We start from the raw sequence: 24,323 nt of genomic DNA, 5'->3' as shown, positions 1-24,323 counted from the left end.
CAGCCAACCCGGCCGTCCGGCCGGCCCATCCGCAGTGCTCGTCCGTCCGCAGAACGGAGCTGACGCACATGAACCGCCGCACTTTTCTCGCCGCGACCACCGCGGCCCTGCTGCTCACCGGGTGCACCGGCACCGGAGGCGTCTCGAAGGGACAGGACGCCGAGGCACCCGACGACCCCGCGAAGGTGAGCGGGACCATCACCGTCCTCACCCAGCGCACCGACCTGGTGCAGGACGGCACGATGAAGAAGTACGCTGCCGCGTTCAACCGGACGTACCCGAAGGTGAAGGTCGAGTTCCAGGCGCTCACCGACTACGAGTCCGAAGTCAAGATCCGGATGAACACCGAGAACTACGGCGACGTCCTGATGATCCCCGGGGTGATCAAGAAGAGCGACTACCCGAAGTTCTTCGCCTCGCTCGGCACCCGGGCCGAGCGCGCCGAGAAGTACCGGTTCACCGACTTCACCACGGTCGACGGCAAGGTCTACGGGCAGAGCCCGATCGGCGTGATGCCCGGCTTCGTCTACAACAAGAAGGTCTGGGAGCGGACCGGGATCACCGAGTGGCCCACCACGTCCGCCCAGTTCCTGGCCGATCTGAAGGCCATCAAGGACAGGACCGGCGCGACCCCGTACTACACCAACTTCGCCGCCCAGTGGCCGCTGACCTCCTGGACCTACGTCAACGGCTCCGTGCACTGCGACACCGCCGCGACGACGAAGCTGGCCGACGGCGACCCCTGGGCGCGGGGCGCGGACCTGCGGGTCGGCGACACCCTGCTGTACGACATCGTGCGTCGGGGCCTGGCCGAGAAGGACCCGACCACCACCAACTGGGAGGCCTCCAAGGCCCGGCTGGCCAAGGGCGAGATCGCCACGCAGTGGCTCGGCACCTGGGCGATCATCCAGTTCCAGGACGCGGCCGAGAAGGCCGGAGTGGACCCGGGCGACATCGGGTTCATGCCCTTCCCGGCCCAGACGGACGGCACGTTCTGCGGGGTCGTGGGCCCCGACTACAACCAGGCCGTCAACATCCACTCCCGGCACAAGGCCGCGGCCCGCGCCTGGATCGACTGGTTCACCGACCAGTCCGGCTACGACAAGGACAACCTCGCCATCTCGCCGCTGAAGGACGCGCCCCTGCCGGCGGTCCTCACGCCGTACCGGGACGCGGGCGTGAAGCTCATCGAACTGGACGACACCGCCGGCGCCCGGGTGAAGCTGATCGACGACGAGTCCGAGGTCGGCATCTACAAGCCCGGCTACCGGCAGAACCTCGTCGACCTCGCGCGCGGTGCCCGCAAGGGGAGCCTCGACGGCTTCCTGGACGACCTCGGCGGGAAGTGGACGGCGGCGCGGAAGAACGCGGGGTCCTGATGACGGACACCACCGCCGGGCCGGCCGCGCCGCCCGTCGCCGCCGCCCCGGCCCCCGTCCCGCGCCGCGCGCGCGTGCGGCGGGGGCTGACCCCCTGGCTCTTCCTGCTCGCCCCGCTCGCCCTGCTGATCACCTTCACCTACGCGCCGGTCGCCAACATGGTCGCGTACAGCTTCACCGACTGGGACGGGGTGAGCCCCGAACTGCACTACACCGGCGGCCACAACTACACCGAACTGTTCACCCGCCCCGAGCTGTTCGAAGTGTTCTTCGTCAGCGGCTACTACCTCGCCGCCTCCGCCGTGCAGATCGCCGGTGCCCTCTGCTTCGCCACCGTGCTCAGCTTCGACGTGCGGTTCAGGAACTTCTTCAAGGGCGTGCTCTTCTTCCCGTACCTGATCAACGGCGTCGCGATCGGCTTCGTCTTCCTCTACTTCTTCCAGGACGGGGGCACCCTCGACTCCGTTCTGGCCCTGTTCGGCCGGCACTCCTCGCACGCCTGGCTGGGTACGCCCGTCTCCGCGAACACCTCGCTCGCCGGGGTCTCCGTCTGGCGCTACCTGGGCCTGAACTTCGTCCTGTTCCTGGGCGCGATCCAGTCCATCCCGGGGGAGCTGTACGAGGCCGCCGAACTGGACGGTGCGAACCGCTGGCAGCAGTTCCGGCACATCATCGCGCCCGGCATCAAGCCGGTGCTGACCCTGACCGTGATCCTGTCCGTCTCCGGCTCGCTGTCGGCCTTCGAGATCCCGTACATCATGACCGGCGGGGCGACCGGCACCGAGACCTTCGTGATCCAGACCGTGAAGCTGGCCTTCCAGTTCAACAAGACGGGGCTCGCCTCGGCGGCCGCGGTCGTGCTGCTGCTGATCATCCTGGCGGTGACCTGGGCCCAGCGGCGCCTCGTCCCCGACGACAGGGTGGACCTGGTATGACGCGCCGCATCGTCGCCCGGACCCTGGTGTACACCTCGCTGGCCGCCGCGTCGTTGGTCGTGCTGCTCCCGCTCGGTGTGGTCCTGATGACCTCGCTGAAGACGCCGGAGGAGATGGCCGACGACGGCGGGGCGCTCACGCTCCCCGGCGATCCGCTGAACTTCCGCAACTACGCCACCGCGTTCCAGGACGGCCGGATGCTCTCCGCGTTCGGCAACACGGCCTTCATCCTGGTCTTCGCCATCGGCGGCACCGTGCTGATCGGCTCCATGACGGCCTACGCCATCGACCGCTTCACCTTCCGCTTCAGGAAGCTCGTGGTGGCACTGTTCCTGGTCGCCGCGCTGGTCCCCGGTGTCACCACCCAGGTGGCGACCTTCCAGATCGTCAACGGCTTCGGCCTGTTCGACACGCGCTGGGCGCCGATCGCCCTCTACATGGGCACGGACATCGTGTCGATCTACATCTTCCTCCAGTTCGTCCGGTCCATCCCCCTGTCCCTGGACGAGGCGGCCCGCCTGGACGGGGCCAACGCCTTCACGATCTACCGGAAGATCATCTTTCCGCTGCTGAAGCCCGCGATCGCGACGGTCGTGATCGTGAAGGGGATCACCGTCTACAACGACTTCTACATCCCCTTCCTCTACATGCCCTCCGAGGATCTTGGCGTGATCTCGACGTCCCTGTTCCGCTTCCGCGGCCCCTTCGGCGCCCACTGGGAGACGATCTCGGCAGGAGCGGTCCTCGTCATCCTGCCGACCTTGATCGTCTTCCTGTTCCTCCAGCGCTTCATCTACAACGGCTTCATGAAGGGGGCGACCAGGTAGGGCACGGGCACCCGGGCGACGGGGGAGACGCGCCCGGCCGGACAGGTACTGAAGGTCTCGGGCGCCCCTGGCCGCCAGTGCCGACCAGTCCTAGGCGCCCCCGGCCGCCAGCGCCTTCACCAGCACCGGCGTGACCTGCTCCACCTGCCAGGGCCGCGCACCGTACCCGGCGAGGGCGGCGCCGACCGACTCGGCGTCGGCGCCCTTCGGCGGCTCCCAGCACACGCGCCGTACGGTGTCCGGCGCGACGAGGTTCTCCTGCGGCATGTTCAGCCGCTCGGCCAGCTCCGACACCGCGGTCTTGGCGGCGGCGAGCCGCGCCGCCGCCACCGGGTCCTTGTCGGCCCACGCCCGCGGCGGCGGAGGCCCGGTCACCTGCTGCCCCTGCTGCGGCAGCGCCGACTCCGGAAGGGCCTTGGCCCGCTCCACCGCGCTCTGCCACTGCTCCAGCTGCCGCCGGCCGGTCCGGTGCCCGAAGCCGTTCAGCGCGGTGAGCGCGTGCACATTGGCCGGCAGGGCGAGCGCGGCCTCCACGATGGCCGCGTCGGAGAGCACCTTGCCCGGCGACACGTCCCGCCGCTGGGCGATCCGGTCCCGGGTCTGCCACAGCTCCCGCACGACGGCGAGCTGCCGCCTGCGGCGCACCTTGTGCATCCCGGAGGTACGCCGCCAGGGATCCTTGCGCGGCTCGGCCGGCGGCGCCGAGGCGATGGCGTCGAACTCCTGAAGGGCCCACTCCAGCTTGCCCTGCCGGTCCAGCTCCTTCTCCAGGGCGTCGCGCAGGTCGACGAGCAGCTCCACGTCGAGCGCCGCGTACCGCAGCCACGGCTCGGGCAGCGGCCGGTTCGACCAGTCGACGGCGGAGTGGCCCTTCTCCAGGACGAAGCCCAGCACGCCCTCGACCATCGCGCCGAGCCCGACCCGCGGGTACCCGGCCAGCCGGCCGGCCAGTTCGGTGTCGAACAGGCTGGTCGGCAGCATGCCTATCTCGCGCAGGCACGGCAGGTCCTGGGTGGCCGCGTGCAGCACCCACTCGACACCGGACAGGGCTCCGCCGAGACCGGACAGGTCGGGGCAGGCGACGGGGTCGATCAGCGCCGTGCCGGCGCCCTGGCGACGCAGCTGCACCAGGTAGGCGCGCTGGCCGTAGCGGTAGCCGGAGGCCCGTTCGGCGTCGACGGCGACGGGGCCGGAGCCGGCCGCGAACGCGGATGTCACCTCGGCGAGCGCGTCCGCGTCGGCGATCACGGGCGGGATGCCCTCACGGGGTTCGAGCAGGGGGATCGGCGCCCCGGTGCCAGAAGATCCGCCGTCGTCCGGAGGGGCGCCTCCGGTGGTTCGCAGTGAGCTGTCTGCTGCGGTCTCTTGGGCGTCGGTCACATGTCAAGAGTATCCGTGGATGGACGGCGCCCGCCGACGGAACGTTCCGTCGGCGGGCGCCGGGGGGTCGTAAACCGGTCAGGCAGGTGATACGTCCGGTGCACGACCGGCAGGGGGCACGCGCGGAGCGCGACCGGGGGGACGACCGGGGGGAGGGGACGGTTTCTCGGGTGGACGGATCGGGTGCTGAACGTGCTGACGGGGGGACGGGGGAGAGGTGAGCGGGAGATCGGGGATGGTGACGGACAAGCCGGGAAAGGGGCTGGTCGGGGCGGTCAGTGGATGATGCCGGTCCGCAGGGCCACGGCGACCATGCCGGCCCGGTCGCCGGTGCCGAGCTTGCGGGCGATGCGGGCGAGGTGGCTCTTGACGGTCAGCGCGGACAGGCCCATCGAGACGCCGATCGCCTTGTTCGACTGCCCCTCCGCGACCAGCCGCAGCACCTCGACCTCGCGGCCGGAGAGCTCACGGAAACCACCCGGATGGCTCGGGGCGCCCGGGGGGCGGCGGTGCAGTCGGGCGGCAGCGGCGCCGATGGGGGCGGCGCCGGGCCGGGTGGGTAGCCCGACGTTGGTGCGGGTGCCGGTGACGACATAGCCCTTGACACCGCCGGCCAGGGCGTTGCGCACCGCGCCGATGTCGTCGGCGGCGGACAGGGCCAGGCCGTTGGGCCATCCGGCGGCACGGGTCTCGGACAGCAGCGTGAGCCCGGAGCCGTCGGGCAGGTGGACGTCGGCTACGCAGATGTCACGCGGATTACCGATACGGGGACGGGCCTCCGCGACGGACGACGCCTCGATGACGTCACGGACTCCGAGCGCCCACAGATGACGGGTGACGGTGGAACGGACGCGCGGGTCCGCCACGACGACCATGGCGGTCGGCTTGTTCGGGCGGTAGGCGACCAGGCTTGCGGGCTGCTCGAGGAGAACGGACACCAGGCCTCCTGGGGGGTGGGGGGACGGGGCCGGCTTGTGGGGATGAAGCCGGGAAGAACCGTGCTTGCAAGGTCACAGTGGTCTTCGGCACCAAACCCGCTGTCCTTTAGAGAATGATCACGATCTGGTGAGTGACCGAGCGTTTAATTCGAACGCATTGTCGATAATCCGAAGGTCGAATCGGTTCACTTGGGTGTCGTTCGGGAGCGATACCTGCCTGAAAGTGGCCGTATCGACAAAGAAACGGCAAGAAGCCGGTGAGGTGCCCGGACAGGTGTACGCGCACGGGTGCGGGGCCTCGTCAGCGTGGGTGTCCGTTCCCCGTCAGCGCGAGGACGGCTCCGCCGTCAGCGTGACTGCGGGCCGCGCCGCTGCGGCAGCGTCACCACCGACGCGTCGCCCGGACCGGCCGGCGGCAGCCCGGCGACCTGGGCGAGCAGATCGCACCAGGACGCCAGGTGCGCCGCGGTGTCCGGCACCCCGCCCAGCCCCTCCCGGGGCGTCCAGGAGGCACGGATCTCGATCTGTGAGGCGGCCGGGCGGGACGACAGCCCGCCGAAGTAGTGCGAACTCGCACGCGTGACGGTCCCACTCGGCTCGCCGTACAACAGCCCGCGCGCCTGGAGCGCCCCGGTCAGCCACGACCAGCACACGTCCGGCAGCAGCGGGTCGGAGGCCATCTCCGGCTCCAGCTCCGCGCGCACCAGCGTCACCAGCCGGAAGGTGCCCCGCCAGGCGTCGTGCCCGGCCGGGTCGTGCAGCAGCACCAGCCGGCCGTCGGCCAGGTCCTGCTCCCCGTCGACGACGGCGGCCTCCAGCGCGTACGTGAACGGGGCGAGCCGCTGCGGCGGCGGGACCTGCTCGATCTCCAGCTGCGGCCGCAACCGCGCGGACCTCAGCGCCTCGACCGCCGCTTGGAAGGGCAACGGGGCCTGAGCCGCCCTGCTCGCATCGCAGTCCCCCTTTCCCGGATCCTTCGGATCGTCCGTTCCGCCAGTGCCGTCCGACAGTCGTCCCTGAGCCGCAGCCATGCCGGGAAGATTAAGGGGAACCGGGCCTTTGTGCAGGGCAAGACACCCCGCCGCCGTCGGCGGCGCCGTCCGGGGGCCGCACACCGGGGCCTTCGCGTCATCGGGGGCATGCGAGACTTGCGGGCGTGAGTGCCAACCAGACGCCCGCAAGCCGGCAGCCGCAGACAGCCACCTACGACTCCGCCTTCCTGAAGGCGTGCAGGCGTGAACCCGTGCCGCACACGCCCGTGTGGTTCATGCGGCAGGCCGGGCGCTCCCTGCCCGAGTACCGCAAGGTGCGCGAGGGCATCCCGATGCTCGAGTCCTGCATGCGCCCGGAGCTGGTCACCGAGATCACCCTCCAGCCGGTCCGCCGGCACAACGTGGACGCGGCGATCTACTTCAGCGACATCGTCGTGCCCCTCAAGGCCATCGGCATCGACCTCGACATCAAGCCCGGCATCGGCCCAGTCGTCGAGCGCCCGGTGCGCACCCGCGAGGACCTCGCGCGGCTGCGCGACCTGACCCCCGAGGACGTCTCCTACGTCACCGAGGCGATCGGCCTGCTCACCCGCGAACTCGGCTCCACCCCGCTCATCGGCTTCGCCGGCGCCCCCTTCACCCTCGCGAGCTACCTCGTGGAGGGCGGCCCCTCCCGGACGTACGAGAACGCCAAGGCGATGATGTACGGCGACCCCGAGCTGTGGGCCGACCTGCTCGACCGCCTCGCCGCCATCACGACCGCCTTCCTGAAGGTGCAGATCGAGGCGGGCGCGAGCGCCGTGCAGCTCTTCGACTCCTGGGCCGGCGCTCTCTCGCCGGTCGACTACCGCCGCTCGGTGCTGCCCGCCTCCGCCAAGGTCTTCGAGGCCGTCGCCGGGTACGGCGTCCCGCGCATCCACTTCGGCGTCGGCACCGGCGAGCTGCTCGGCCTGATGGGCGAGGCCGGCGCGGACGTCGTCGGCGTCGACTGGCGGGTCCCCCTCGACGAGGCCGCGCGCCGCGTCGGCCCCGGCAAGGCGCTCCAGGGCAACCTCGACCCGACCGTGGTGTTCGCGCCCCGGAAGGCCATGGAGACCAAGGCCCAGGAGGTGCTGGACGCGGCCGCTGGACTGGAGGGCCACATCTTCAACCTCGGCCACGGCGTCATGCCCTCGACCGACCCCGACGCGCTCACCCACCTCGTCGAGTACGTCCACACGCAGACCGCCCGCTGACCTGCCGCCCTTCCTCCCGGTGCCAGGCGCACCGGGGGGAAGGACAGAGCGCGGGCCCTTCGGCGGCCGGTCGCCGGCCGTCAGTACCGCAGGCGGGTGGCCGCCACGATGCTCTGCGGGGTCGCCCCCTCGAACCGCGCGGCCTCCGCACGCCGTACGGCGACGACCGCGCCGAACAGCGGCTCCCCGAGCGCCTCGCGCAGCACCGCCGACCGCTCGAAGTGCGCCAGCGCCTCGGTGAGCGAGGTGGGCAGCCGCTTGTGCCCTCCCACCTCGGCGGGGTCACCCACGACGGGCGGCGGGAGGGTCGCGGCGGCGTCGATTCCGGCGAGGCCGGCGGCGATGACCGCGCCCACCGCCAGGTAGGGGTTGGCCGCCGCGTCGAAACTCTTGATCTCGGCGTTCGCCGCCCAGTCGGCGTCCGGCGCCCCGGCGACGAAGCGGATCGCGGCCTCCCGGTTCTCCGGGCCCCAGCACTGGAACGCGCCGGCCCAGCGCGAGGGTTCGAGCCGCAGATAGCTGGCGGCCGAGGGCGCACCGAGGGCGAGCAGCGCGGGCAGCTCCCGCAGGACGCCCGCGAGGAACGCCTCGCAGACCGCCGTCATGCCGTGCCGGCCGTCCCCGTCCCGGCACAGGTTCCGGCCGTCCTGCCAGAGACTGAGGTGCAGGTGGCGACCGTTGCCGACCGCTCCCGCCTCGACGACCGGGGCGAACGACGCCGTCAGCCCGTGCCGCGCGGAGACCGCCCTGACCGTCTCCCGCACGAGCACCGCCAGATCGGCCGCTCCCACCGGGTCCGAGGGTGCCACGGACACCTCGAACTGGCCGGGCGCGTACTCCGGGTGCAGCTGCTGCACGGCGACACCCTGCGCGACGAGGGCGTCCAGCACGTCGCGCAGGTAGTCGGACAGCTCGACGAAGCGTGCCATGCCGTACGCGGGGCCCGCGGCCGGGCGGGACCGGGACGGGTCCGCGTCCCGGCCGACCACCCACTCGGTCTCGAAGCCCATCCGCAGGGCGAGCCCGCGTTCGGCGGCCCGCTCGGTCATCCGCCGGGCGAACAGACGTTGACAGCCGGGGTACGGAGTGCCCCGCTGGTCGTGGCGGTCGGCAGGCGCCCAGGCCCAGCCGGGCTGCGCGGCCAGCGGGGTCAGCCGGCCGAGGTCGGGCAGGAGCCTCAGGTCGCCCTCGGGGGCGCCGGTGAGCCCGCCGCCCGTGACGGAGTCGTCGGCCAGGAACAGGTCGAAGACCGGCGGCATGGCGACACCCCACCGCACGGCGTCGGGCAGCGCCGAGACCGGCACGGTCTTGATACGGGTGATGCCCGCGGTGTCCACCATGGTGAGGACGACCCCGCTCACTCCCTGCGCCGTCAGCCGGTCGGCCTCCCCGGCCGCCCGGGCCCGCTCCTCGCGCGCGGTGGACATGGCATCCTCCTTCACCGCGTGCGGCCGTGATCGGCTCCGCGGTCGTGCTCTTGAGTGTGATCGCCGCCGGGGCGCCGACGGCCGAGGCCCCTGCCCCGGATCACTTCGCTGATGTGGGCGAACGCCGCGGCGGCCGGGTGCGGGTGCCGGGGCCGGCCGTGGGTGCGCCGGGCCGGCCGGGGCAGGGGTGCGCCCGGCGCGGCAGTGGACCGCCCGTTCCGGTCAGCGTCGGTCGAGGAGGTCCATGAACATGCTCTTGTGGAGTTCCTCGACATGCCGGCGCGCCACCTCGGCCGCCTCCGCCGCGTCCCCGCGCAGAATCGCCTTCACCAGGGCGCGGTGCTCGTCGTTGGAGTGGCGCAGGAAGTCGAGCGGGTAGGGCAGGTAGTAGCGGTACAGCTCCCGTAGCACGGCGCCGTAGGGCTCGGCGACGGAGTCGAGTCCGGTCGCGGCGGCCACCGCCATGTGGAACCGCTCGTCGCAGCCGTGGAACTCCGCCCAGCTCGGGGCCCGGTCCATCTCATCGACCAGCCGGTCCAGTTCCCGCGCGGACTCCGGGCCGAGGCCGCGGACCGCGGCCAGATGGGCGACCCCGCACTCCAGGACGAGCCGGTGGTCGATCAGCTGGTGCACGTCGGCCGATGCCGCCCGGTACGTCTCGATGGCCCCGACCGTCGAGTGCGCGGGCCGTTCGGCCACCAGCGTCCCGCCGGTGCGGCCGCGTCTGCGCTCCAGCACGCCCTCCTTGCACAGCGCCACCAGGGCCCGGCGGACCGTGATCTCGGAAACGCCCAGGGCCTCGGCGATCCGGTCGCTGCCCGGCAGCCGCTCACCGGGCGCCAGCAGGCCGAGATCGACGGCGAGCGCGATCCGGGCCCGTACGGCGTCCAGGGCGGACAGCCGCCGGATGGCGGTGAGCGGCGGCGCGTTCAGGCCGTGCGTGGCCTGCTCCGCGCGCGCCGGGCGGGAGTTCACGGGGGAGCCGGGCATGGCGACACCGTACTCAAAAGTGCTCATCTTGAACACTCTTGTTTAAGTGCTCATCGTGCTCTATTTTTTTTCGCCATCAGGCCACCTGCTGTCCGAAAGTGGTGACTCCCGTGTCCCGGCCCCTGCCCATCGCCCTCGCGCAGGCCCCTCCGCGCTCCTCCCGCTCGCCGCTGGCCGGCTTCGCCGACGAGGTCCAGGACCTCCTCGCGAGGTTCCCCGGGACCCGCCTGGTGGTTCATCCCGAGCTGCACCTGTGCGGCGTGGAGGGTTCCCGGAAGGAGCGGGACGCCCAGCTGAGGGAGTCCGCGGAGCCGCTGGACGGCCCCCGGACCAGGATGCTCGCCGAGCTGGCGGGTGACCTGGGCATCTGGCTGCTGCCCGGCAGCGTGTGCGAGCGTGGTCCGCGGGGCGAGCTGTTCAACACCGCTCTGGCCTTCTCGCCCGAGGGCCGGCTCGCGGCCTCCTACCGCAAGGTCTTCCCCTGGCGCCCCTACGAGCCGTACGACCCCGGCGACCGCTTCGTCGTGGCCGACCTGGCCGAGGCGGGCCGGATCGGCTTCGCGATCTGCTACGACGCGTGGTTCCCCGAGGTCTCCCGGCATCTTGCCTGGATGGGCGCGGAAGTGATCGTCAATCCGGTCATGACGACGACCGCCGACCGTGCCCAGGAACTGGTCCTCGCCCGGGCCAACGCCATGGTGAACCAGGTCTACGTGATCAGCGTCAACACCGCGGGCCCGGTCGGCACCGGCCGCAGTCTCGTGGTGGACCCGGAGGGCCGGGTACGGGTCGAGGCCCCCGACGCCCTGCCCACCGTCCTCACCGATGTGCTCGACCTCGACGACGTCACCCGGGTCCGGACCCACGGCACGGCGGGCCTCAACCGTGTGTGGGACCAGTTCCAGGACGGTGACGCCCCGATCGAACTGCCGCTGTACCAGGGGCGGATCGACCCCCGCCGCTGGAATCCGGACCGCCGCGCCGGCGGCTGACCGCCCGGCACATTCGCCTCCGCCCCGTCCCCCTCGCCCGCCGAGACATCCCCGGAAGCCCGCCCGGCCCCTACGCGCCCCCTGGAGCCCCGCCATGGAACAGCCCACCCCGACGCTGAACCGGACCCTGACCCTCAGATCGGTCGTCGCCTTCGGCCTCGCCTACATGACCCCCCTGATCGTGCTCGGCACGTACGGAGTCATCGCGCAGACGACCAACGGCACCGTGCCGACCGCCTACCTGCTGGCCATGGTCGCGATGATCTTCACCGCGCACAGCTACGGCAAGATGGCCGCGGCCCATCCGGTGGCGGGCTCGGCCTACACCTACGTGCGGCGGGCCATCGACTCCAGGGCGGGCTTCCTCGTCGGGTGGGCGACGCTCCTCGACTACTTCTTCCTGCCCATGGTCATCTGGCTGATCGGCGGCGCCTACCTGCACGCCCAGTTCCCCGGCGTGCCCTTCTGGGTCTGGATCGTCGGCTTCATCGCGATCACCACCGCGTTGAACGTGCGCGGCATCCGCACCGCGGAGAAGACCAACGACCTGCTCATGATCTTCCAGGTCCTCGTCATCGGCTTCTTCGCGCTCTTCTCGCTGCTCCACGTCTTCCGTCACTCGGGCGCCGGAGGGCTGTTCAGCGCCACGCCGTTCCTCAACGACAACAGCACCCTGGTCGGCGTCTCGGCCGGAGCGGCCATCGCCGCGTACTCCTTCCTCGGCTTCGACGCCGTCACCACCCTCACCGAGGAGACCGTCGAGCCGCGGCGCACCATCCCCCGCGCGATCATCCTCATCGCCCTGATCGGCGGCGGAATCTTCGTCCTGCTCGCGTACACGACCCAGCTCGTCCACCCGGGGAGCACCTTCGCCGACCCGGACTCGGCCGCCTTCGAGATCGCCAGGACGATCGCCGGGAGCCTGTTCTCCTCGATCTTCCTGGCCGGTCTGGTGGTCGCTCAGTTCGCCTCGGGCATCGCCGCCCAGGCCAGCGCCTCCCGCCTGCTGTTCGCGATGGGCCGGGACGGTGTGCTGCCCCGCCGCTTCTTCGGGTTCGTCCACCCCCGGTTCCGCACCCCGGCCGTCAACATCGTGCTGACGGGGGTCATCGGGCTCATCGCGCTGCGACTCAACGTGGCGACCTCCACGTCGTTCATCAACTTCGGCGCGTTCACCGCCTTCACCTCGGTGAACCTCAGCGTGATCGCCACCTTCCTGCGCGAGCGCCGCGCGGGCAGCAGACTGAACCCGCTCACCTACGTCGCCTTCCCGGCGATCGGCGCGGCGGTCGACATCTGGCTGCTGACCCGCCTCGACGGCAAGGCCATCACCCTGGGCCTGATCTGGCTCGCCGTGGGCGTGCTCTACCTCGCCTACCTCACCCGCCTGTTCCGGACCCCGCCGCCGGAGATCGACTTCACCGAGGAGACCAGGACCCCCGAAACGGTCTGACCTGGAGGCCGCGGGCCCTCGACGAACCGGCTCAGCAGGGCTCGCGCCACACCCCCAGCTCCAGCTTCTTCCGCATGGACGACAGGCCCAGCCTGCGCGAGAGCGGACAGAAGCCGTCGGCGGGCACCGCGTACTCCACATGGAAGACGGCCTTGCCGGCCTTCACGAACGGGGTGAGCCGCTCGCATTCCCGGTACTGCGCGCACTCCTCGTTGACGGCGAAGTCGAAGTCGCCCACGAGCTGCGGAATCTGCGGGAGGTCGTTCTTGAGACCCACCGACAGGCCGCGCTCGTGGGCGACTTCGGCGATCATGCGGTTGTAGCGGAGCTGGTCGCGCGCGGTGAGCGGGAAGCCGGTCCGGTTGGAGTAAGCCTCCAGCAGGTCGGGTTCCACCGCGTCGAAGCCCTTGTCCCGGCACATGTCGAACCGCCGCTCCATGATCGGGCGCAGGACGGAGAGGCGGCGGATGTCGAGCCAGCGCTCGCCGTCCCACCCGTTGGTCGCGCCGAGCACCGAGCGCGGGAAGGCGTCCTTGTCGGGCCGGAAATCCTCCCAGGCGCCGACGTTGACGTAGCAGATCACCTTGCGGCCGGCCCGGTGCAGACGGGCCACGTCCGCCGCGGAGTTCTCGAAGCCGTCGATGTCGTAGACGGGCACGTCGACCGAGGGATCGGCCCTGCCGTTGAGCTGCCACTGCCAGGCCAGTCCGGGGCGCGGCCGCCACAGGACCTTTCGAGGCGTGCCGGGGGTCGCCCCGGCCGTCGTGGGAGGGCGCGTTCTCTCCGGCTCCGTGGTGGCTGTCGTGGGAGAGCGCGTCGCCTCCGGGTTCGGCGGATGGCCAGGGCTGCCCGGTGCCGTTCTGGTCGGACCGGGCCGTGGGGCTCCGCCCTCGTCCCGGTCGGCGCCCGAGCACCCCGTCAGCAGGGAGGCGGCCAGCGCGGTCAGCGCCGCCGCGCACGTCAGTGTCCTGATCCTCATCGCTCCGTCCCGGTCAGTGCCGGGGTCAACCCGGCCCAGGGGTTGGGCTGTTCTCCCGCCACCGGCCCGCACACCGCCGCACCGCGGGCGCACGCGGTCAGCACCGCGAGCGGCACGAGCGCCTCGGGCACCCCGTAGACGAGGTGGCAGAACCGCTCGGCCGGCTGCCGGGCCGCCCAGGACGGGCGGCTGAAGGCCGACACGTACGTCGACCAGTGACCCTCGAAGGTGACCGTCAGATCGGCGATGCGGGCATAGCCGGGCGCCGGATGGACGCCCGGGTTCAGCACCACCGTCCCGGCGCCGAGCCGGCGGGCCGACCGGACCAGCTTCCGGCAGGCCGGCAGCCCGTCCGGCGCCGCCGTCACGCGGTCCAGGAAGCAGCCGTCGGCCGCGTACCACTCGCGGTGCCTGCGCACCTCGTCGGCGACCTCGGCCGCGTCGCGCGTTCCGTAGTCGGTGTCCACGTAGCCGAGCAGCCGGGCACCGGCCGCCCGCAGCGCCTCGGCCACCGCCGTGAACGCCGGGTCGGGGCCCGCGCCCGGCCCGCCGGCCGGATTCAGCACGACCGCGTACGTGCGGGCCGCCGACCTGATCAGCCGGTGCCAGGCACCCGGATCCTCGGCCGGGTGCACGTACAGCGGAACCAGCAGGCTCACGGGACGACCTCGGCTCCCGGCGCGCGGGACGCCGGCTCGGCGGCCGTCCACAGCGCGGCCAGCGACTCGTCGAAGGTGTGCGACGGCCGCCAGCCCAGGGCGAGGGCGGCCGCGCCGATGTCGGAGCACTGCCAGGACACCCGCGCCGAGCGCGCGGAGCCGCCCCCGTCCTCCTCGATACGGCCCCGGAATCCGGCCCGCCCGGCCAGCTCCCGTACCAGACGGCGGACACGGACGGCCTCGCCGCCGCCGATGTTGAGCACCGAAGGCAGCGGACCGCCGGCCGTGACCGCCAGCTCCACCGCGCGGGCCACATCGCGTACGTCCACGAAGTCGCGGTGGGCGGACAGGTCGCCGAGCCGCAGCACCGCGTCCGGGTCCGGACCGGCCGCGCGCAGCAGCGCGGTGATCCGGCCGGGCAGTCCGGTGACCGGTGCCCCCGGACCCACCGGGTTGCCGACACGCAGCACCACCGCGTCCAGACCGCAGGCGGTCACCGCGACCGTGCCCGCGAGTTTGGTGGCGCCGTACGGGCCGAGCGGGCAGGTGGCGGCCGACTCCGCCGCCTTCGTTCCCGGCCGTCCCGGACCGTACTCGGCGGCCGAGCCGAGGTGTACCAGGCGGGCGGCCGGGGCCGCCTCGCGCAGCATCGACTGGCGTGGTCCGAAGGTGTTGAACGGCCGCAGTGTCACCACGGGGGTGGCGAAGCTCGCGTAGTAGCTGTCGGCGAGCCGGTCGGCGCCCGCCTTCGAAGCGGCTTACGGCGACTGGGTGTTGATGGGGTGGTCCTCGGAGATCGGCACGGTCTGGGCGGTGCCGCACGTCTCGCTCGTGGAGGTGTGCACCAGCCGGGGCGTGCCCAGGGCACGCACCGCCTCCAGCACGTTGAGCGTGCCGGTGACGTTGGTGTCCACGTAGGTGTGGGCCAAGCACGAGCGTGATTCCGACGGTTGGCTGCCGTTGTGGCGGCATATGGAGGACAGTGCCGTTGTGGCCGGGCGGTGCAGCGGCTTCGGGATCAGCGGTGTCCGGTCGGGTAGGGCGGACGTCCCCGAGCGCCCCGCGGCCTTCGGTCCGGGGTGCCGGCGCTCTACGCCGCGGTTCCTTGCCCGGCCTCGCCCGGGTCCCCCATCGGCCGGGTCGGCCCGACGTCCTCCCGCAGGCGGCGGCCCCGCTCCGTTTCGTCCAGTTCCCAGTGGTGCTGGCACTCCTCGCACCGGGGCTCGTCCGTTCCCGCCTCGAAGGTCTCCCCGTTCGGGCAGTCCGTGCCGTCCCCGCGGCCCACACACGCTTCCCAGGTTTCCCCCATGCAGTCGACAGTGCGCCGCGCCCACGGCGGCCGGGAGAGGGCCTTCGGGGGCGCACGGGCGCTCACGGCCGGCATGACGCCCCAGTGTCCGCCAGCCGTCCCATGAGCCATGTCCGGGCGGGTTGTCGGTGCCGGTACAACGCCTCGAGGAGCCCCCGGTGGCCGACCAGACACTGCTCCCCGCACTCGCGGGAGTGTTCCGGATACGCAGGCCAGGGCAGGCGAACGAAAGCAAGCGCCCCGCACCGGAGTCGACCGGAGCGGGGTGCTTTGCCGTAAGGCGTCAGGGCTGGGGGGCGTACGAGACGAAGCCGTTCCACGCGGTGGGGGAGAGGGCGATTTGGGGGCCTTGCTTGTTCTTGGAGTCGCGGACGCGGACGGCCTCGACGCGAGCTGATTCCTGCCAGGAGACGGCGACTTCCACGCAGTCGTCTCCCTGCGAGCCGCTGTAGCTGCTCTTGAACCAGATCAGTTCTGACGTGCTGCTCATAGCGCTCCTCGCATGCGCTCCACCAGGCTCCGGGAGTCTGCGGGGGTGAGAGCCTGCGAACGCAGTTTCGCATACCGCTGGTGCAGGAGGCTGATCTCTTTCCGGTCCGAGATGAGACGTCCGCTCTGTTGTCCCTCCGAGTAGCTGAACCACTGATTTTCCGGCGTCTCCAGTAGCCGAATCGGTCCGTCCAGCCCCGCGTGCACGGGCTGCCACAACGGCATGACCTGCATCTCAACGTTCCAGCGTGGCTCGACGTCCAGCAGGCGGTCCAGTTGCTCCCGCATGACCTCGGTACCACCCGTGCCCCTCCGCAGCACTGACTCCTCGACGATGAAGCTGAACGCACACGGCGGCTTCCGTTGCGTCGACAGGAACTCCTGTCGTTGCATCCGGGCCGCGATCCGCTCGTTGAGCTCCTCCTCGTCGGGAATCGGCGGCACACTCAATGACACCGCCCGCGCATACGCCTCCGTCTGCAACAGGCCCGGCACGACCCGGCATTCGTACGTGCACAGGCTGATCGCCATCGCCTCCAGCCGCGCCCACTGCCGGAACCACGCCGCCAGTCCCGGCTGCCGAGTCAAATGGCTCGCGGCCTTCCGCAGCGCGCCCGTGTTGCCCAGGGCCGACTCCGTCCGCTCCACGAAGACCGGGTCCGGCATGCGGCGGCCCAACTCCACCGATGCCACCGTGTGTTTGGAGAAGCAGACCAGTTCGCCCAGCTCCACCCCGCTCGGCGCCCGCCTCGTCCGGCACCTCGCCCTCGTCCAGCTGCACACCTGGGGCGTCCCGCACGGCACCCCGCTCTCGGACGCCGCCGCCACGATCGTCGGCGAGCTGGCCGCCAACGCCGTGACCCACGGCCGCGTACCGGGCCGCGACTTCGAACTGCGCCTGACGCACACCCCGGGCCTCCTGCTGCGCATCGAGGTGTCCGACACCCGCGGTGACCGCCGGCCGCCCGCGCGCGAAGAGGCCACGGCCCCGGCGCCGCTCGACGAGACCGGCCGGGGCCTGTTCCTCGTCGACGCGCTCGCCGACCGGTGGGAGGTGCTGGACCGCGTGTCCCGGGGAGTGGCCCTGCCCGGCAAGGCCGTCCGCGCCGAACTCGACCTGCCCTCCGCGTGAGGCGGCCCGTCCTCAGCCAGGCTCCTCCGACTCCGGCCGCGGCACCAGGTCGAGGCCGCTGTCGGCGGGCAGGGTCTCGCGGTAGCCGGTGTACATGTGCTCGGTCGCCAGGCGGACCAGGAGCTCCTCGTCCGCCGTGCGGGCGGCCTCCAGGATGGCGCGGTGCTCGCTCACCATGAGCGGGACGTTGCCCGCCTCGTGGACGTAGGAGCGGGTGATGCGCCGGTTGACCGGGTGGTCCCAGAGGGTGTCGGTCATCCGCAGGAGCAGTGCGTTGTCGCAGGGCTCGATCAGCAGCCGGTGGAAGGACCGGTTGAGTTCGAACTGCGCCGCCGCGTCGGCCGGATCCGTGGCCGCCATCTCCTCGATCACCGCCGCCAGCCGGGCCAGCCGGGCCCGGTCGTGCCGGCCGCAGGCCAGCCGCAGGGCCAGCGTCTCCAGGGACTGCCGCACCTGGTAGACCTCGGCGATGTCCTTGGGCTGCAGGGCGTTGACGATGTATCCGCTGCCGGGAAGCCAGGTGACCAGTCCCTCGTGGGCGAGGCGGTTCAGCGCGTCCCGTACCGGGGTGCGGGACACGCCGAGCCGCTCCGCCACCTGCTCCTGCACCAGGGTGGCGTCGGCTTCCAGGTCGCCCGAGACGATCTCGTCGCGGAGTTGTTCGTACACCCGGACCCCCAACGGCCGGGTGTCCCTGGGGTCGCTCCGCAAAGGCTCCACCTCTGTGTCTCCGTCCTGAGCGCCGTTCCGGACCGGGATTTCGGTTCCGTTCCGCCGAAGAATTCCACCTCGCGCGGACCGTTGTCTTCCCTGAACTCACTGTATACGGTGTGCGCACTGCATCCAGAGGAGGTCTGGCCGTGTTCGTTCTGAACACCTGGTATGTCGTTGCCTGGTCCACCGAAGTCACCCGCAAGCCCGTACGCCGGGTCGTCTGCAAGCAACCCCTCGTGCTGTACCGCACCCAGGACGGCGCGGCCGTGGCTCTCGCCGACCGCTGCGCCCACCGCGCCTACCCGCTGTCCGCCGGCCGCACCGTGGGGGACTCCGTCGAGTGCGGGTACCACGGTTTCGCCTACGGGCCCGACGGCGTGTGCACCCGCGTCCCCGCCCAGGCCGCCATCCCCGCCCGGGCCCGCGTGCGCCGCTACCCGGTCGTGGAGAAGGACGGCTGGATCTGGATGTGGACCGGTGACGAGGACCTCGCCGACGAGAGCCTGGTCCCCGACACGCACTGGATGAACGACCCCGCGTGGGCGACGGTCACCCACACGATGCTCTTCGAGTGCCGCCACGACCTCATCCACGACAACCTGCTCGACCTCACCCACGAAACGTTCCTGCACAAGACGACCGTCGGTGACGACTACATCCCCGAGTACGGCATCACCGTCGAGGTGGACGGCACCGTCGTGACCGTGGACCGCTTCATGCCCGGTGTCGAGGCGCCGCCGCTGTACGCGCGGACCATGGGCACCGAGGGCCTGTACGACCGGTTCCACGCCACCGAGTTCCACATCCCGAGCTACCACGTGCTGCACTCCGGCATCACCGCCCAGGGGCGCCCGCGCGAGGAGGGTCACCTCATCAAGGTGCTCAACGGGATCACCCCGGTCGACGAGCGGACCACCTGGTACTACTACGCCTTCAGCCGCAACTTCGCGGTCGACGCCGAGTGGGCCACCAAGGAACTGGAGGTCGGCCTCGAGACCGTGCTGCGCGAGGACGCCGACGCGCTGCGCGAGCAGGAGACCGGGATGCGGGAGCGCCCCGACGGCGAGCACGACGTGCTCATCGGGCAGGACGCCGGCGTCGCCAAGGCCCGCCGGATCCTGGGCCGGCTGCTCGCCGCCGAGCAGGCCGCCGATCAGACCGCGAAGGGCTGAGGGCCGTGACGCGGCTGCACGGCATCGACCTCGACGCGCCGGGGCGCCGGATCGGTGCCATCCACCTCACCCACTCGGACAACCGGCACGACAACGGCGTCGTCCCGGTCCCGGTCGCGGTGCTCTCCGGCGCGCCGGGCCCGACGGCCCTGCTCGTCGCCGGTACGCATGGCGACGAGTACGAGGGGCAGGTGGTTCTGCACCGCCTGCTGCGCGAGACCGATCCCGAGCGGCTGACCGGCCGGCTCATCGTCCTGCCGGCGCTGAACCTGCCCGCGGTCCGTACCGCGTCCCGGGTCTCCCCGCTCGACGGCGGGAACCTCAACCGCAGCTACCCCGGGAACGACAAGGGCGGCCCCACCGACCAGGTCGCCCACGCCCTGGCCGGCGAACTGCTGCCGCACGCCGACCTGGTGATGGACCTGCACTCCGGCGGATCGAGCAGCCACTACCTCCCGTCGGTCTTCGTCTACGACGGCCCGACCCCCGAGGCGTGGCAGGCGAAGCGGCGGCTGACGGAGCAGATGGGGCTGCCCTGGACGATGGTCGTGCCCGCGCGGTTCGAACCTGGTTCGTTCTCCACCGCCGCCGACGACGCCGGGGTCGCGATGATCTCCACCGAGCTCGGCGGCGGCGGTGAGGTCAATCCCGCCTTCGTGTCCGACGCGGTCCACGGACTGCGCCGAGTGCTGGCCGGAGCCGGAATCCTTCCGGCGGAGCCGGACACCCCGCCCGCCCCGCCGACCCGCTGGATCGACCTGCTCGCCGACGGCGCCGTGTACACCCCCGCACGGGGGCTCTTCGAGCCCATCGCCCGCATCGGCCAGCAGGTCGAGGAGGGCGATCCGATCGGCCGGGTCCACCCCGTCGAGGAACTCGCGCGGCCCTCCGTCCCCGTCCTCGCACACCGCACGGGCATCGTCGCCGTCGTCCGGCGGCCACCGCTGGTGGACCTCGGCGACGCCCTCTACCACCTGGCCGCCGACCGCCCCGACACCGCCGTTCCGGCCGCCTGCTGACCGTCCGGGGCCGCCGCTCCGACCCTTCCCACTGACGCACCACCCACCCCTGTCCTGCCCTCCCTCAAGAAGGACGATCCCGTGCGCCATCCGATACGTCTTCCCCTCCTCGCGGCAGTCGTCGCGCTGGCTCTCGCCGGCTGTACCAACGCATCGGCCGAAGGCGGTTCCGCCGGTCCGGGGCCGTCCGCGGCGGCGTCCGGCGGTGGTGCCGGCACGGCGGCGGTGGACGCCGCGGCCGCCGCGCTGCTCCCCGCCGACGTCAAGTCCAAGGGCGTGCTCGCGGTGGCGAGCGACGCGTCCTACCGGCCGTTCGAGTACTTCGACACCGACAACAAGACGATGATCGGCTTCGACGTCGACATGACGGACGCCCTCGGCGCCCGGCTGGGCCTGAAGGTCACGCACGTCAACGCCGGATTCGACGGCATCCTGCCCGGCCTCGCCGCCCGCAAGTTCGACATCGGCGCCTCCGCCTTCTCCAGCACCCCCGAGCGGGCGAAGACCGTCGACTTCGTGGCCTACCTGAACGGCGGCTCCGGCATCGCGGTCAAGGCGGGCAACCCGCTGGGCCTCGAGATGGAACCGATGTCGCTGTGCGGGCACACCATCTCGGCCCAGAAGGGCAGCCTCCAGGGCCTCAACCAGCTGCCCGCGATCTCCCAGCAGTGCACCGGCGCGGGCAAGGCCCCGGTGAAGGCCGAGCTCTTCCCCTCCCAGGACGGCGCCAACCTCGCCGTCGTCAGCGGCCGGGTCGACGCGGTGATGGCCGACTCGGTCTCCCTCGCGCTCCAGGCCAAGGCGTCCAACGGCAAGTTCGAGCTCGCACCCGGCGCCGACTACGAGCCGTCCCCCATCGCCATCGCGGTGCCCAAGGGCTCCGCGCTCAAGCCGGCCCTGGACGCGGCCATGAAGGCCCTCCTGTCCGACGGCACCATGGAGTCGCTCATGAAGAAGTGGGACATTCCCGCCGGCCTGCACCTGAAGTCCGGGAGCTGACATGAGCGCCCCGCCCACCCCGCTCGCCCGGGAGACCGAGGCGAAGACACCGGACGCCGAGCCGACCGTCGTCCCCAAACGGCACCCCGCCCGCTGGCTCACGGCGGTCGCACTGCTGCTGATCGGCGCGGCGACGCTGCGGTCGGTGTTCACCAACCCCCGCTTCGGCTGGGACGTCGTCAACACCTACCTGCGGGACGTGTCCATCGGCCGCGGACTGGCCGTCACACTGGAACTCACCGCGATCTGCATGGTCCTCGGCGTCGTACTGGGCATCGTCCTGGCGGTGATGCGCCTGTCGGTCAACCCCGTCGTGCGCTCCGCGGCGTTCCTGTACGTGTCGTTCTTCCGCGGTACGCCCGTGCTGGTGCAACTGCTGTTCTGGTACAACCTGGCGGCGCTCTACCCCACGCTGACCTTCGGCATCCCGGGCCTGTCCCTGGACGCCAACCGGCTGATCACCCCGCTGGTCGCGGCCATCCTCGGCCTCGGCCTGAACGAGGCCGCCTACATGTCGGAGATCGTCCGGGCCGGCATCCTGTCCGTCGACCACGGCCAGGCCGAGGCCGCCGGAGCGCTGGGCCTGACCCGGATGCAGACCATGCGCCGGGTGATCCTGCCCCAGGCCATGCGGGTGATCATCCCGCCGACCGGCAACGAGACCATCGGCATGCTCAAGACCACCGCCCTGGTGAGCGTGCTCGCCGTGCCCGACCTGCTCTACTCCGCGCAGATCCTGTACTCGCGCAACTTCCAGACCATCCCGCTGCTCATCGTCGCCAGCATCTGGTACATGGTCGTCACCAGCGTCCTCACCATCGGGCAGTTCTACGTCGAGCGCCGGTTCGCGCGCGGCAACCGCACGCTGCCGCCCACCCCGCTCCAGCGGCTGAGGCAGATGCTCAGCACCCACGCGCCGATCGCCACCGGGAGGCAGTCATGACCACCGGCAGTGCCACCGCGGAACCGGCCCCGATGGTCCGGGCCGAGAAGGTCCGCAAACACTTCGGGCGGCTGGAGGTCCTCAAGGGAGTCGACCTGGAGGTCCGGCGGGGCGAGGTGGTCTGCCTCATCGGCCCGTCCGGCTCGGGCAAGAGCACCTTCCTGCGCTGCATCAACCATCTGGAGACCGTCGACGGCGGCCGGATGTGGGTGGACGGCGAGGTGATGGGCTACGAGCAGCGCGGGACCAGGCTGCACGAACTGGGCGACAAGGAGATCTGCCGCCGGCGCACCGGGATCGGCATGGTGTTCCAGCACTTCAACCTCTTTCCCCACATGACCGTGCTGGAGAACCTCGTCGAGGCGCCCCGGCGCGCGCTGAAGGAGCCCAAGGCGGTCGTCACCGAGCGGGCGCTGGACCTGCTCGACCAGGTGGGACTCAAGGACAAGGCCCAGGCCTACCCGCGCCACCTCTCCGGCGGGCAGCAGCAGCGCGTGGCCATCGCCAGGGCGCTGTGCATGCGGCCCAAGCTGATGCTGTTCGACGAGCCGACGTCCGCCCTGGACCCCGAACTCGTCGGCGACGTGCTCAGGGTGATGCGGGACCTGGCCGCGTCCGGCATGACCATGATCGTGGTCACCCACGAGATGGGCTTCGCCCGCGAGGTCGCCGACCGGGTGGTCTTCTTCGACGGCGGCCAGGTCGTCGAGACCGGACCCGCCCGGCAGGTCATCACCGCACCTCGGCACGAACGGACCAAAGCCTTCCTGGCCGCCGTGCGCTGAGCGCCTCCGGCACCCACCCTTGAGAAACGCCCTCGAGTGAGAAATCCCCTCGAGTTCCCCGAGTGACGACGAAGGAGGACGACCGATGAGGCTCCTGCTCCGCGCCAACGCCCACCGGCAGGTGGACGGCGGCTGCCGGGAGGTCGCGGCCGCACCGGACACGCCCCGCCGTGAGCCCTGGCAGTGGCAGGTGCGGCTGCTCGCCGAAGGACACGGCCCCAGCACCGCCCCGCTGCCCGGAGCGTCGCGGATCACCGAAGCCCTGCCGGACGGGGCGCTGCTGGAGGTCGCGGCCGACCCCGCGGCGGTCCGTGCCCGTGTGGAGGTACTCGACCCCGGCGCCGGGACGACCGTGGACCGCGCCGAGGACGATGTGCTGGTCCTGGTGTCCACCGGAGGACGGCTGCTGGTGGAGGAACGGCACCTGCTGGCGGACGCGGACGCGATGGTGCTGGCGGGAGACGACCCCCTGCACGTGGACGTCCGGCACCCGGACGGCCCAGGCACCTCGGACGGCTTGGACACCCGGGTCGCCGTGGTCCGCCTCGGCTCCGCCCGGGGCCGCACCCTGAGCTGGGTGCCCTGATGGCGGCGGCACCCGTCGCGGACGGGGAGCGGCGGCTGCGGCTGCGTGTGTCCGCCCTGATCTGGGAGTCCGAAGGGGTGGTCTCGGTGCACCTGCGGCGGCCCGACGGCGGCGACCTGCCGGCGTGGGAGCCGGGAGCGCACCTGGACCTGTGCCTGCCCGGCTCCCTCACCCGGCAGTACTCGCTCAACGGATCGCCCGCGGACCGGTCCGTCTGGCGGGTCTCCGTGCTCAGGGAACCGGCGTCCCGCGGCGGCTCCCGGGCCGTGCACGACACCCTGCGCCCCGGTCAGGAGGTCGAGGTGACCGGGCCGCGCAACCGGTTCCCGCTGATCGACGTCCCCGAGTACCTGTTCGTGGCGGGAGGCATCGGGATCACCCCGCTGCTGCCGATGCTGGACCGGGCCGCCGCCGCCGGCGCCCGCTGGACGCTGCTGTACGGCGGGCGGACGCGAGAGAGCATGGCGTTCCTGCCGCGGTTGGCCCGCTACGGCGACCGGGTGCTGGTGCGCCCGCAGGACGAGTTCGGCCTGCTCGACCTGGAGCCCTTCCTGGGTGTGCCGCGGGGGGGGACGGCGGTCTACTGCTGCGGCCCCGAGCCGTTGCTCGCCGCCGTCGAGCGGCTCTGTGCCCCGTGGCCTCCCGGCGCCCTGCACACCGAGCGGTTCGCCGCGGCGCCCCGGGAGCCCGGCGCCGCGGACGCCGACGGGGAGTTCGAGGTGGTGCTCCAGCGCTCCGGCCGCAGCGTCACCGTGCCCGCCGGCAGGACGATCCTCGAAGCGCTGGAGGACGAGGGGATCGACGCCTCGAACTCCTGCCGGGAGGGCATCTGCGGCACCTGCGAGACCAAGGTCGTCGAGGGCGTGCCCGACCACCGGGACAGCCTCCTGTCGCAGGAGGAACGCGCCGCCAACGACACGATGATGATCTGCGTCGGCCGCGCCCGCTGCCCCCGGCTGGTGCTGGACCTCTGACCGCCGAGGCCCGCG

General features: G+C 71.8%; 25 protein-coding genes and 2 pseudogenes. 15 read left to right on the top strand and 12 right to left on the bottom strand.

The window, feature by feature from the left end; all coding sequences use genetic code 11:
- The first annotated feature begins 68 nt into the window (after positions 1–68).
- From TNCT6_RS05915 to TNCT6_RS05905, 3 genes are read left to right on the top strand one after another with little or no spacing between them, the layout of a single operon-like run.
- Entirely contained in the window at positions 69–1,379 is a 1,311-nt protein-coding gene (locus tag TNCT6_RS05915) for an ABC transporter substrate-binding protein (protein WP_141357282.1), read from the top strand.
- Positions 1,379–2,314 carry a carbohydrate ABC transporter permease gene (locus TNCT6_RS05910; protein ID WP_141357280.1) on the top strand — a complete coding sequence of 312 codons (936 nt, stop codon included), beginning with the start codon at positions 1,379–1,381 and terminating at the stop codon, positions 2,312–2,314. The genes TNCT6_RS05915 and TNCT6_RS05910 overlap by 1 nt, the downstream gene beginning before the upstream one ends.
- On the top strand, positions 2,311–3,141 hold the full coding sequence (locus tag TNCT6_RS05905; RefSeq protein WP_141357278.1) for a carbohydrate ABC transporter permease: 831 nt from the start codon (positions 2,311–2,313) through the stop codon (positions 3,139–3,141). The genes TNCT6_RS05910 and TNCT6_RS05905 overlap by 4 nt, the downstream gene beginning before the upstream one ends.
- 90 nt (positions 3,142–3,231) lie before the next feature.
- Here TNCT6_RS05905 and TNCT6_RS05900 read toward each other — a convergent pair whose 3' ends face one another.
- From TNCT6_RS05900 to TNCT6_RS05890, 3 genes are all read right to left on the bottom strand, one after another.
- On the bottom strand, positions 3,232–4,521 hold the full coding sequence (locus TNCT6_RS05900; protein WP_141357276.1) for a ribonuclease D: 1,290 nt from the start codon (positions 4,519–4,521) through the stop codon (positions 3,232–3,234).
- Between the two features lie 275 nt (positions 4,522–4,796).
- Positions 4,797–5,459 (bottom strand): response regulator transcription factor, encoded by a 663-nt coding sequence (locus tag TNCT6_RS05895; protein ID WP_100572546.1) that lies wholly within the window; start codon positions 5,457–5,459, stop codon positions 4,797–4,799.
- Positions 5,460–5,806: 347 nt separating this feature from the next.
- Complete coding sequence (locus tag TNCT6_RS05890; protein ID WP_141357274.1) at positions 5,807–6,490, bottom strand: DUF3000 domain-containing protein; 684 nt, start codon at positions 6,488–6,490, stop codon at positions 5,807–5,809.
- A 125-nt stretch (positions 6,491–6,615) separates the two neighbouring features.
- Here TNCT6_RS05890 and hemE point away from each other — a divergent pair, with 125 nt between their 5' ends.
- The gene (gene hemE / locus TNCT6_RS05885) at positions 6,616–7,686 is read left to right on the top strand and encodes a uroporphyrinogen decarboxylase (protein WP_141357272.1); all 1,071 of its coding nucleotides are present in this window, start codon (positions 6,616–6,618) and stop codon (positions 7,684–7,686) included.
- 80 nt (positions 7,687–7,766) lie between these two features.
- On the opposite strand, the gene TNCT6_RS05880 is transcribed toward hemE, so the two are convergent.
- Entirely contained in the window at positions 7,767–9,113 is a 1,347-nt protein-coding gene (locus tag TNCT6_RS05880; protein ID WP_141357270.1) for a glutamine synthetase family protein, read from the bottom strand.
- Positions 9,114–9,335: 222 nt separating this feature from the next.
- Entirely contained in the window at positions 9,336–10,130 is a 795-nt protein-coding gene (locus tag TNCT6_RS05875) for a FadR/GntR family transcriptional regulator (RefSeq protein ID WP_141357268.1), read from the bottom strand.
- Positions 10,131–10,213: 83 nt separating this feature from the next.
- Between TNCT6_RS05875 and TNCT6_RS05870 the strand changes: the two genes are divergently transcribed.
- Together TNCT6_RS05870 and TNCT6_RS05865 are read left to right on the top strand one after the other, a co-directional pair.
- Positions 10,214–11,095: a carbon-nitrogen hydrolase family protein gene (locus TNCT6_RS05870; RefSeq protein WP_141357266.1), complete on the top strand. Its 882-nt coding sequence runs from the start codon at positions 10,214–10,216 to the stop codon at positions 11,093–11,095.
- Positions 11,096–11,189: 94 nt separating this feature from the next.
- Complete coding sequence (locus TNCT6_RS05865; protein ID WP_141357264.1) at positions 11,190–12,548, top strand: APC family permease; 1,359 nt, start codon at positions 11,190–11,192, stop codon at positions 12,546–12,548.
- Between the two features lie 31 nt (positions 12,549–12,579).
- On the opposite strand, the gene TNCT6_RS05860 is transcribed toward TNCT6_RS05865, so the two are convergent.
- The 3 genes and pseudogenes from TNCT6_RS05860 to TNCT6_RS05850 all read right to left on the bottom strand — a co-directional run.
- The gene (locus tag TNCT6_RS05860) at positions 12,580–13,527 is read right to left on the bottom strand and encodes an endo alpha-1,4 polygalactosaminidase (protein WP_253266034.1); all 948 of its coding nucleotides are present in this window, start codon (positions 13,525–13,527) and stop codon (positions 12,580–12,582) included.
- Positions 13,524–14,186, bottom strand: a complete 663-nt coding sequence (locus TNCT6_RS05855) for a spherulation-specific family 4 protein (RefSeq protein ID WP_141357262.1) — start codon at positions 14,184–14,186, stop codon at positions 13,524–13,526. Before TNCT6_RS05855 ends, TNCT6_RS05860 begins: the two co-directional genes overlap by 4 nt.
- Positions 14,183–15,109: pseudogene (locus TNCT6_RS05850) on the bottom strand (NAD-dependent epimerase/dehydratase family protein); the annotation flags it as partial. The pseudogene TNCT6_RS05850 and the gene TNCT6_RS05855, both read right to left, overlap by 4 nt.
- Here TNCT6_RS05850 and TNCT6_RS42035 point away from each other — a divergent pair.
- Positions 15,105–15,185, top strand: a pseudogene (locus TNCT6_RS42035) (HD domain-containing protein); the annotation flags it as partial. The pseudogenes TNCT6_RS05850 and TNCT6_RS42035 overlap by 5 nt on opposite strands.
- A 91-nt stretch (positions 15,186–15,276) precedes the next feature.
- On the opposite strand, the gene TNCT6_RS05845 reads toward TNCT6_RS42035, so the two are convergent.
- From TNCT6_RS05845 to TNCT6_RS05835, 3 genes are all read right to left on the bottom strand, one after another.
- Positions 15,277–15,495 (bottom strand): hypothetical protein, encoded by a 219-nt coding sequence (locus tag TNCT6_RS05845; protein WP_141357260.1) that lies wholly within the window; start codon positions 15,493–15,495, stop codon positions 15,277–15,279.
- 283 nt (positions 15,496–15,778) lie between these two features.
- Positions 15,779–15,985 (bottom strand): DUF397 domain-containing protein, encoded by a 207-nt coding sequence (locus TNCT6_RS05840; RefSeq protein ID WP_141357258.1) that lies wholly within the window; start codon positions 15,983–15,985, stop codon positions 15,779–15,781.
- The gene (locus TNCT6_RS05835; protein WP_373996156.1) at positions 15,982–16,767 is read right to left on the bottom strand and encodes a DUF5753 domain-containing protein; all 786 of its coding nucleotides are present in this window, start codon (positions 16,765–16,767) and stop codon (positions 15,982–15,984) included. Before TNCT6_RS05835 ends, TNCT6_RS05840 begins: the two co-directional genes overlap by 4 nt.
- On the opposite strand from TNCT6_RS05835, the gene TNCT6_RS05830 reads away from it, so the two are divergent.
- Positions 16,649–17,116: an ATP-binding protein gene (locus TNCT6_RS05830; protein WP_141357256.1), complete on the top strand. Its 468-nt coding sequence runs from the start codon at positions 16,649–16,651 to the stop codon at positions 17,114–17,116. The two genes, TNCT6_RS05835 and TNCT6_RS05830, sit on opposite strands and share 119 nt — an antisense overlap.
- A 12-nt stretch (positions 17,117–17,128) precedes the next feature.
- On the opposite strand, the gene TNCT6_RS05825 is transcribed toward TNCT6_RS05830, so the two are convergent.
- Positions 17,129–17,827, bottom strand: coding sequence for a GntR family transcriptional regulator (locus TNCT6_RS05825; RefSeq protein ID WP_216372768.1), 699 nt, complete (start codon positions 17,825–17,827; stop codon positions 17,129–17,131).
- 149 nt (positions 17,828–17,976) lie between these two features.
- Here TNCT6_RS05825 and TNCT6_RS05820 point away from each other — a divergent pair, with 149 nt between their 5' ends.
- The 7 genes from TNCT6_RS05820 to TNCT6_RS05790 all read left to right on the top strand — a co-directional run bounded on the left by TNCT6_RS05820 (position 17,977) and on the right by TNCT6_RS05790 (position 24,308).
- Complete coding sequence (locus tag TNCT6_RS05820; protein ID WP_172632812.1) at positions 17,977–19,002, top strand: aromatic ring-hydroxylating dioxygenase subunit alpha; 1,026 nt, start codon at positions 17,977–17,979, stop codon at positions 19,000–19,002.
- A 5-nt stretch (positions 19,003–19,007) separates the two neighbouring features.
- On the top strand, positions 19,008–20,021 hold the full coding sequence (locus TNCT6_RS05815) for a succinylglutamate desuccinylase/aspartoacylase family protein (RefSeq protein ID WP_216372767.1): 1,014 nt from the start codon (positions 19,008–19,010) through the stop codon (positions 20,019–20,021).
- A gap of 81 nt (positions 20,022–20,102) precedes the next feature.
- On the top strand, positions 20,103–21,020 hold the full coding sequence (locus TNCT6_RS05810; protein WP_172632811.1) for an ABC transporter substrate-binding protein: 918 nt from the start codon (positions 20,103–20,105) through the stop codon (positions 21,018–21,020).
- A 1-nt stretch (position 21,021) separates the two neighbouring features.
- The gene (locus TNCT6_RS05805) at positions 21,022–21,963 is read left to right on the top strand and encodes an amino acid ABC transporter permease (RefSeq protein WP_141357250.1); all 942 of its coding nucleotides are present in this window, start codon (positions 21,022–21,024) and stop codon (positions 21,961–21,963) included.
- Entirely contained in the window at positions 21,960–22,748 is a 789-nt protein-coding gene (locus TNCT6_RS05800; RefSeq protein WP_281154323.1) for an amino acid ABC transporter ATP-binding protein, read from the top strand. Before TNCT6_RS05805 ends, TNCT6_RS05800 begins: the two co-directional genes overlap by 4 nt.
- Positions 22,749–22,833: 85 nt before the next feature.
- Positions 22,834–23,334, top strand: coding sequence for a hypothetical protein (locus tag TNCT6_RS05795; protein WP_141357248.1), 501 nt, complete (start codon positions 22,834–22,836; stop codon positions 23,332–23,334).
- The gene (locus TNCT6_RS05790) at positions 23,334–24,308 is read left to right on the top strand and encodes a PDR/VanB family oxidoreductase (RefSeq protein ID WP_141357246.1); all 975 of its coding nucleotides are present in this window, start codon (positions 23,334–23,336) and stop codon (positions 24,306–24,308) included. Before TNCT6_RS05795 ends, TNCT6_RS05790 begins: the two co-directional genes overlap by 1 nt.
- Positions 24,309–24,323 lie beyond the last annotated feature (15 nt).

Origin of the sequence: Streptomyces sp. 6-11-2 (assembly GCF_006540305.1) — a bacterium.
Taxonomy (GTDB): Bacteria; Actinomycetota; Actinomycetes; order Streptomycetales; family Streptomycetaceae; genus Streptomyces.
This window is presented reverse-complemented; position numbering and strand designations above follow the sequence as displayed.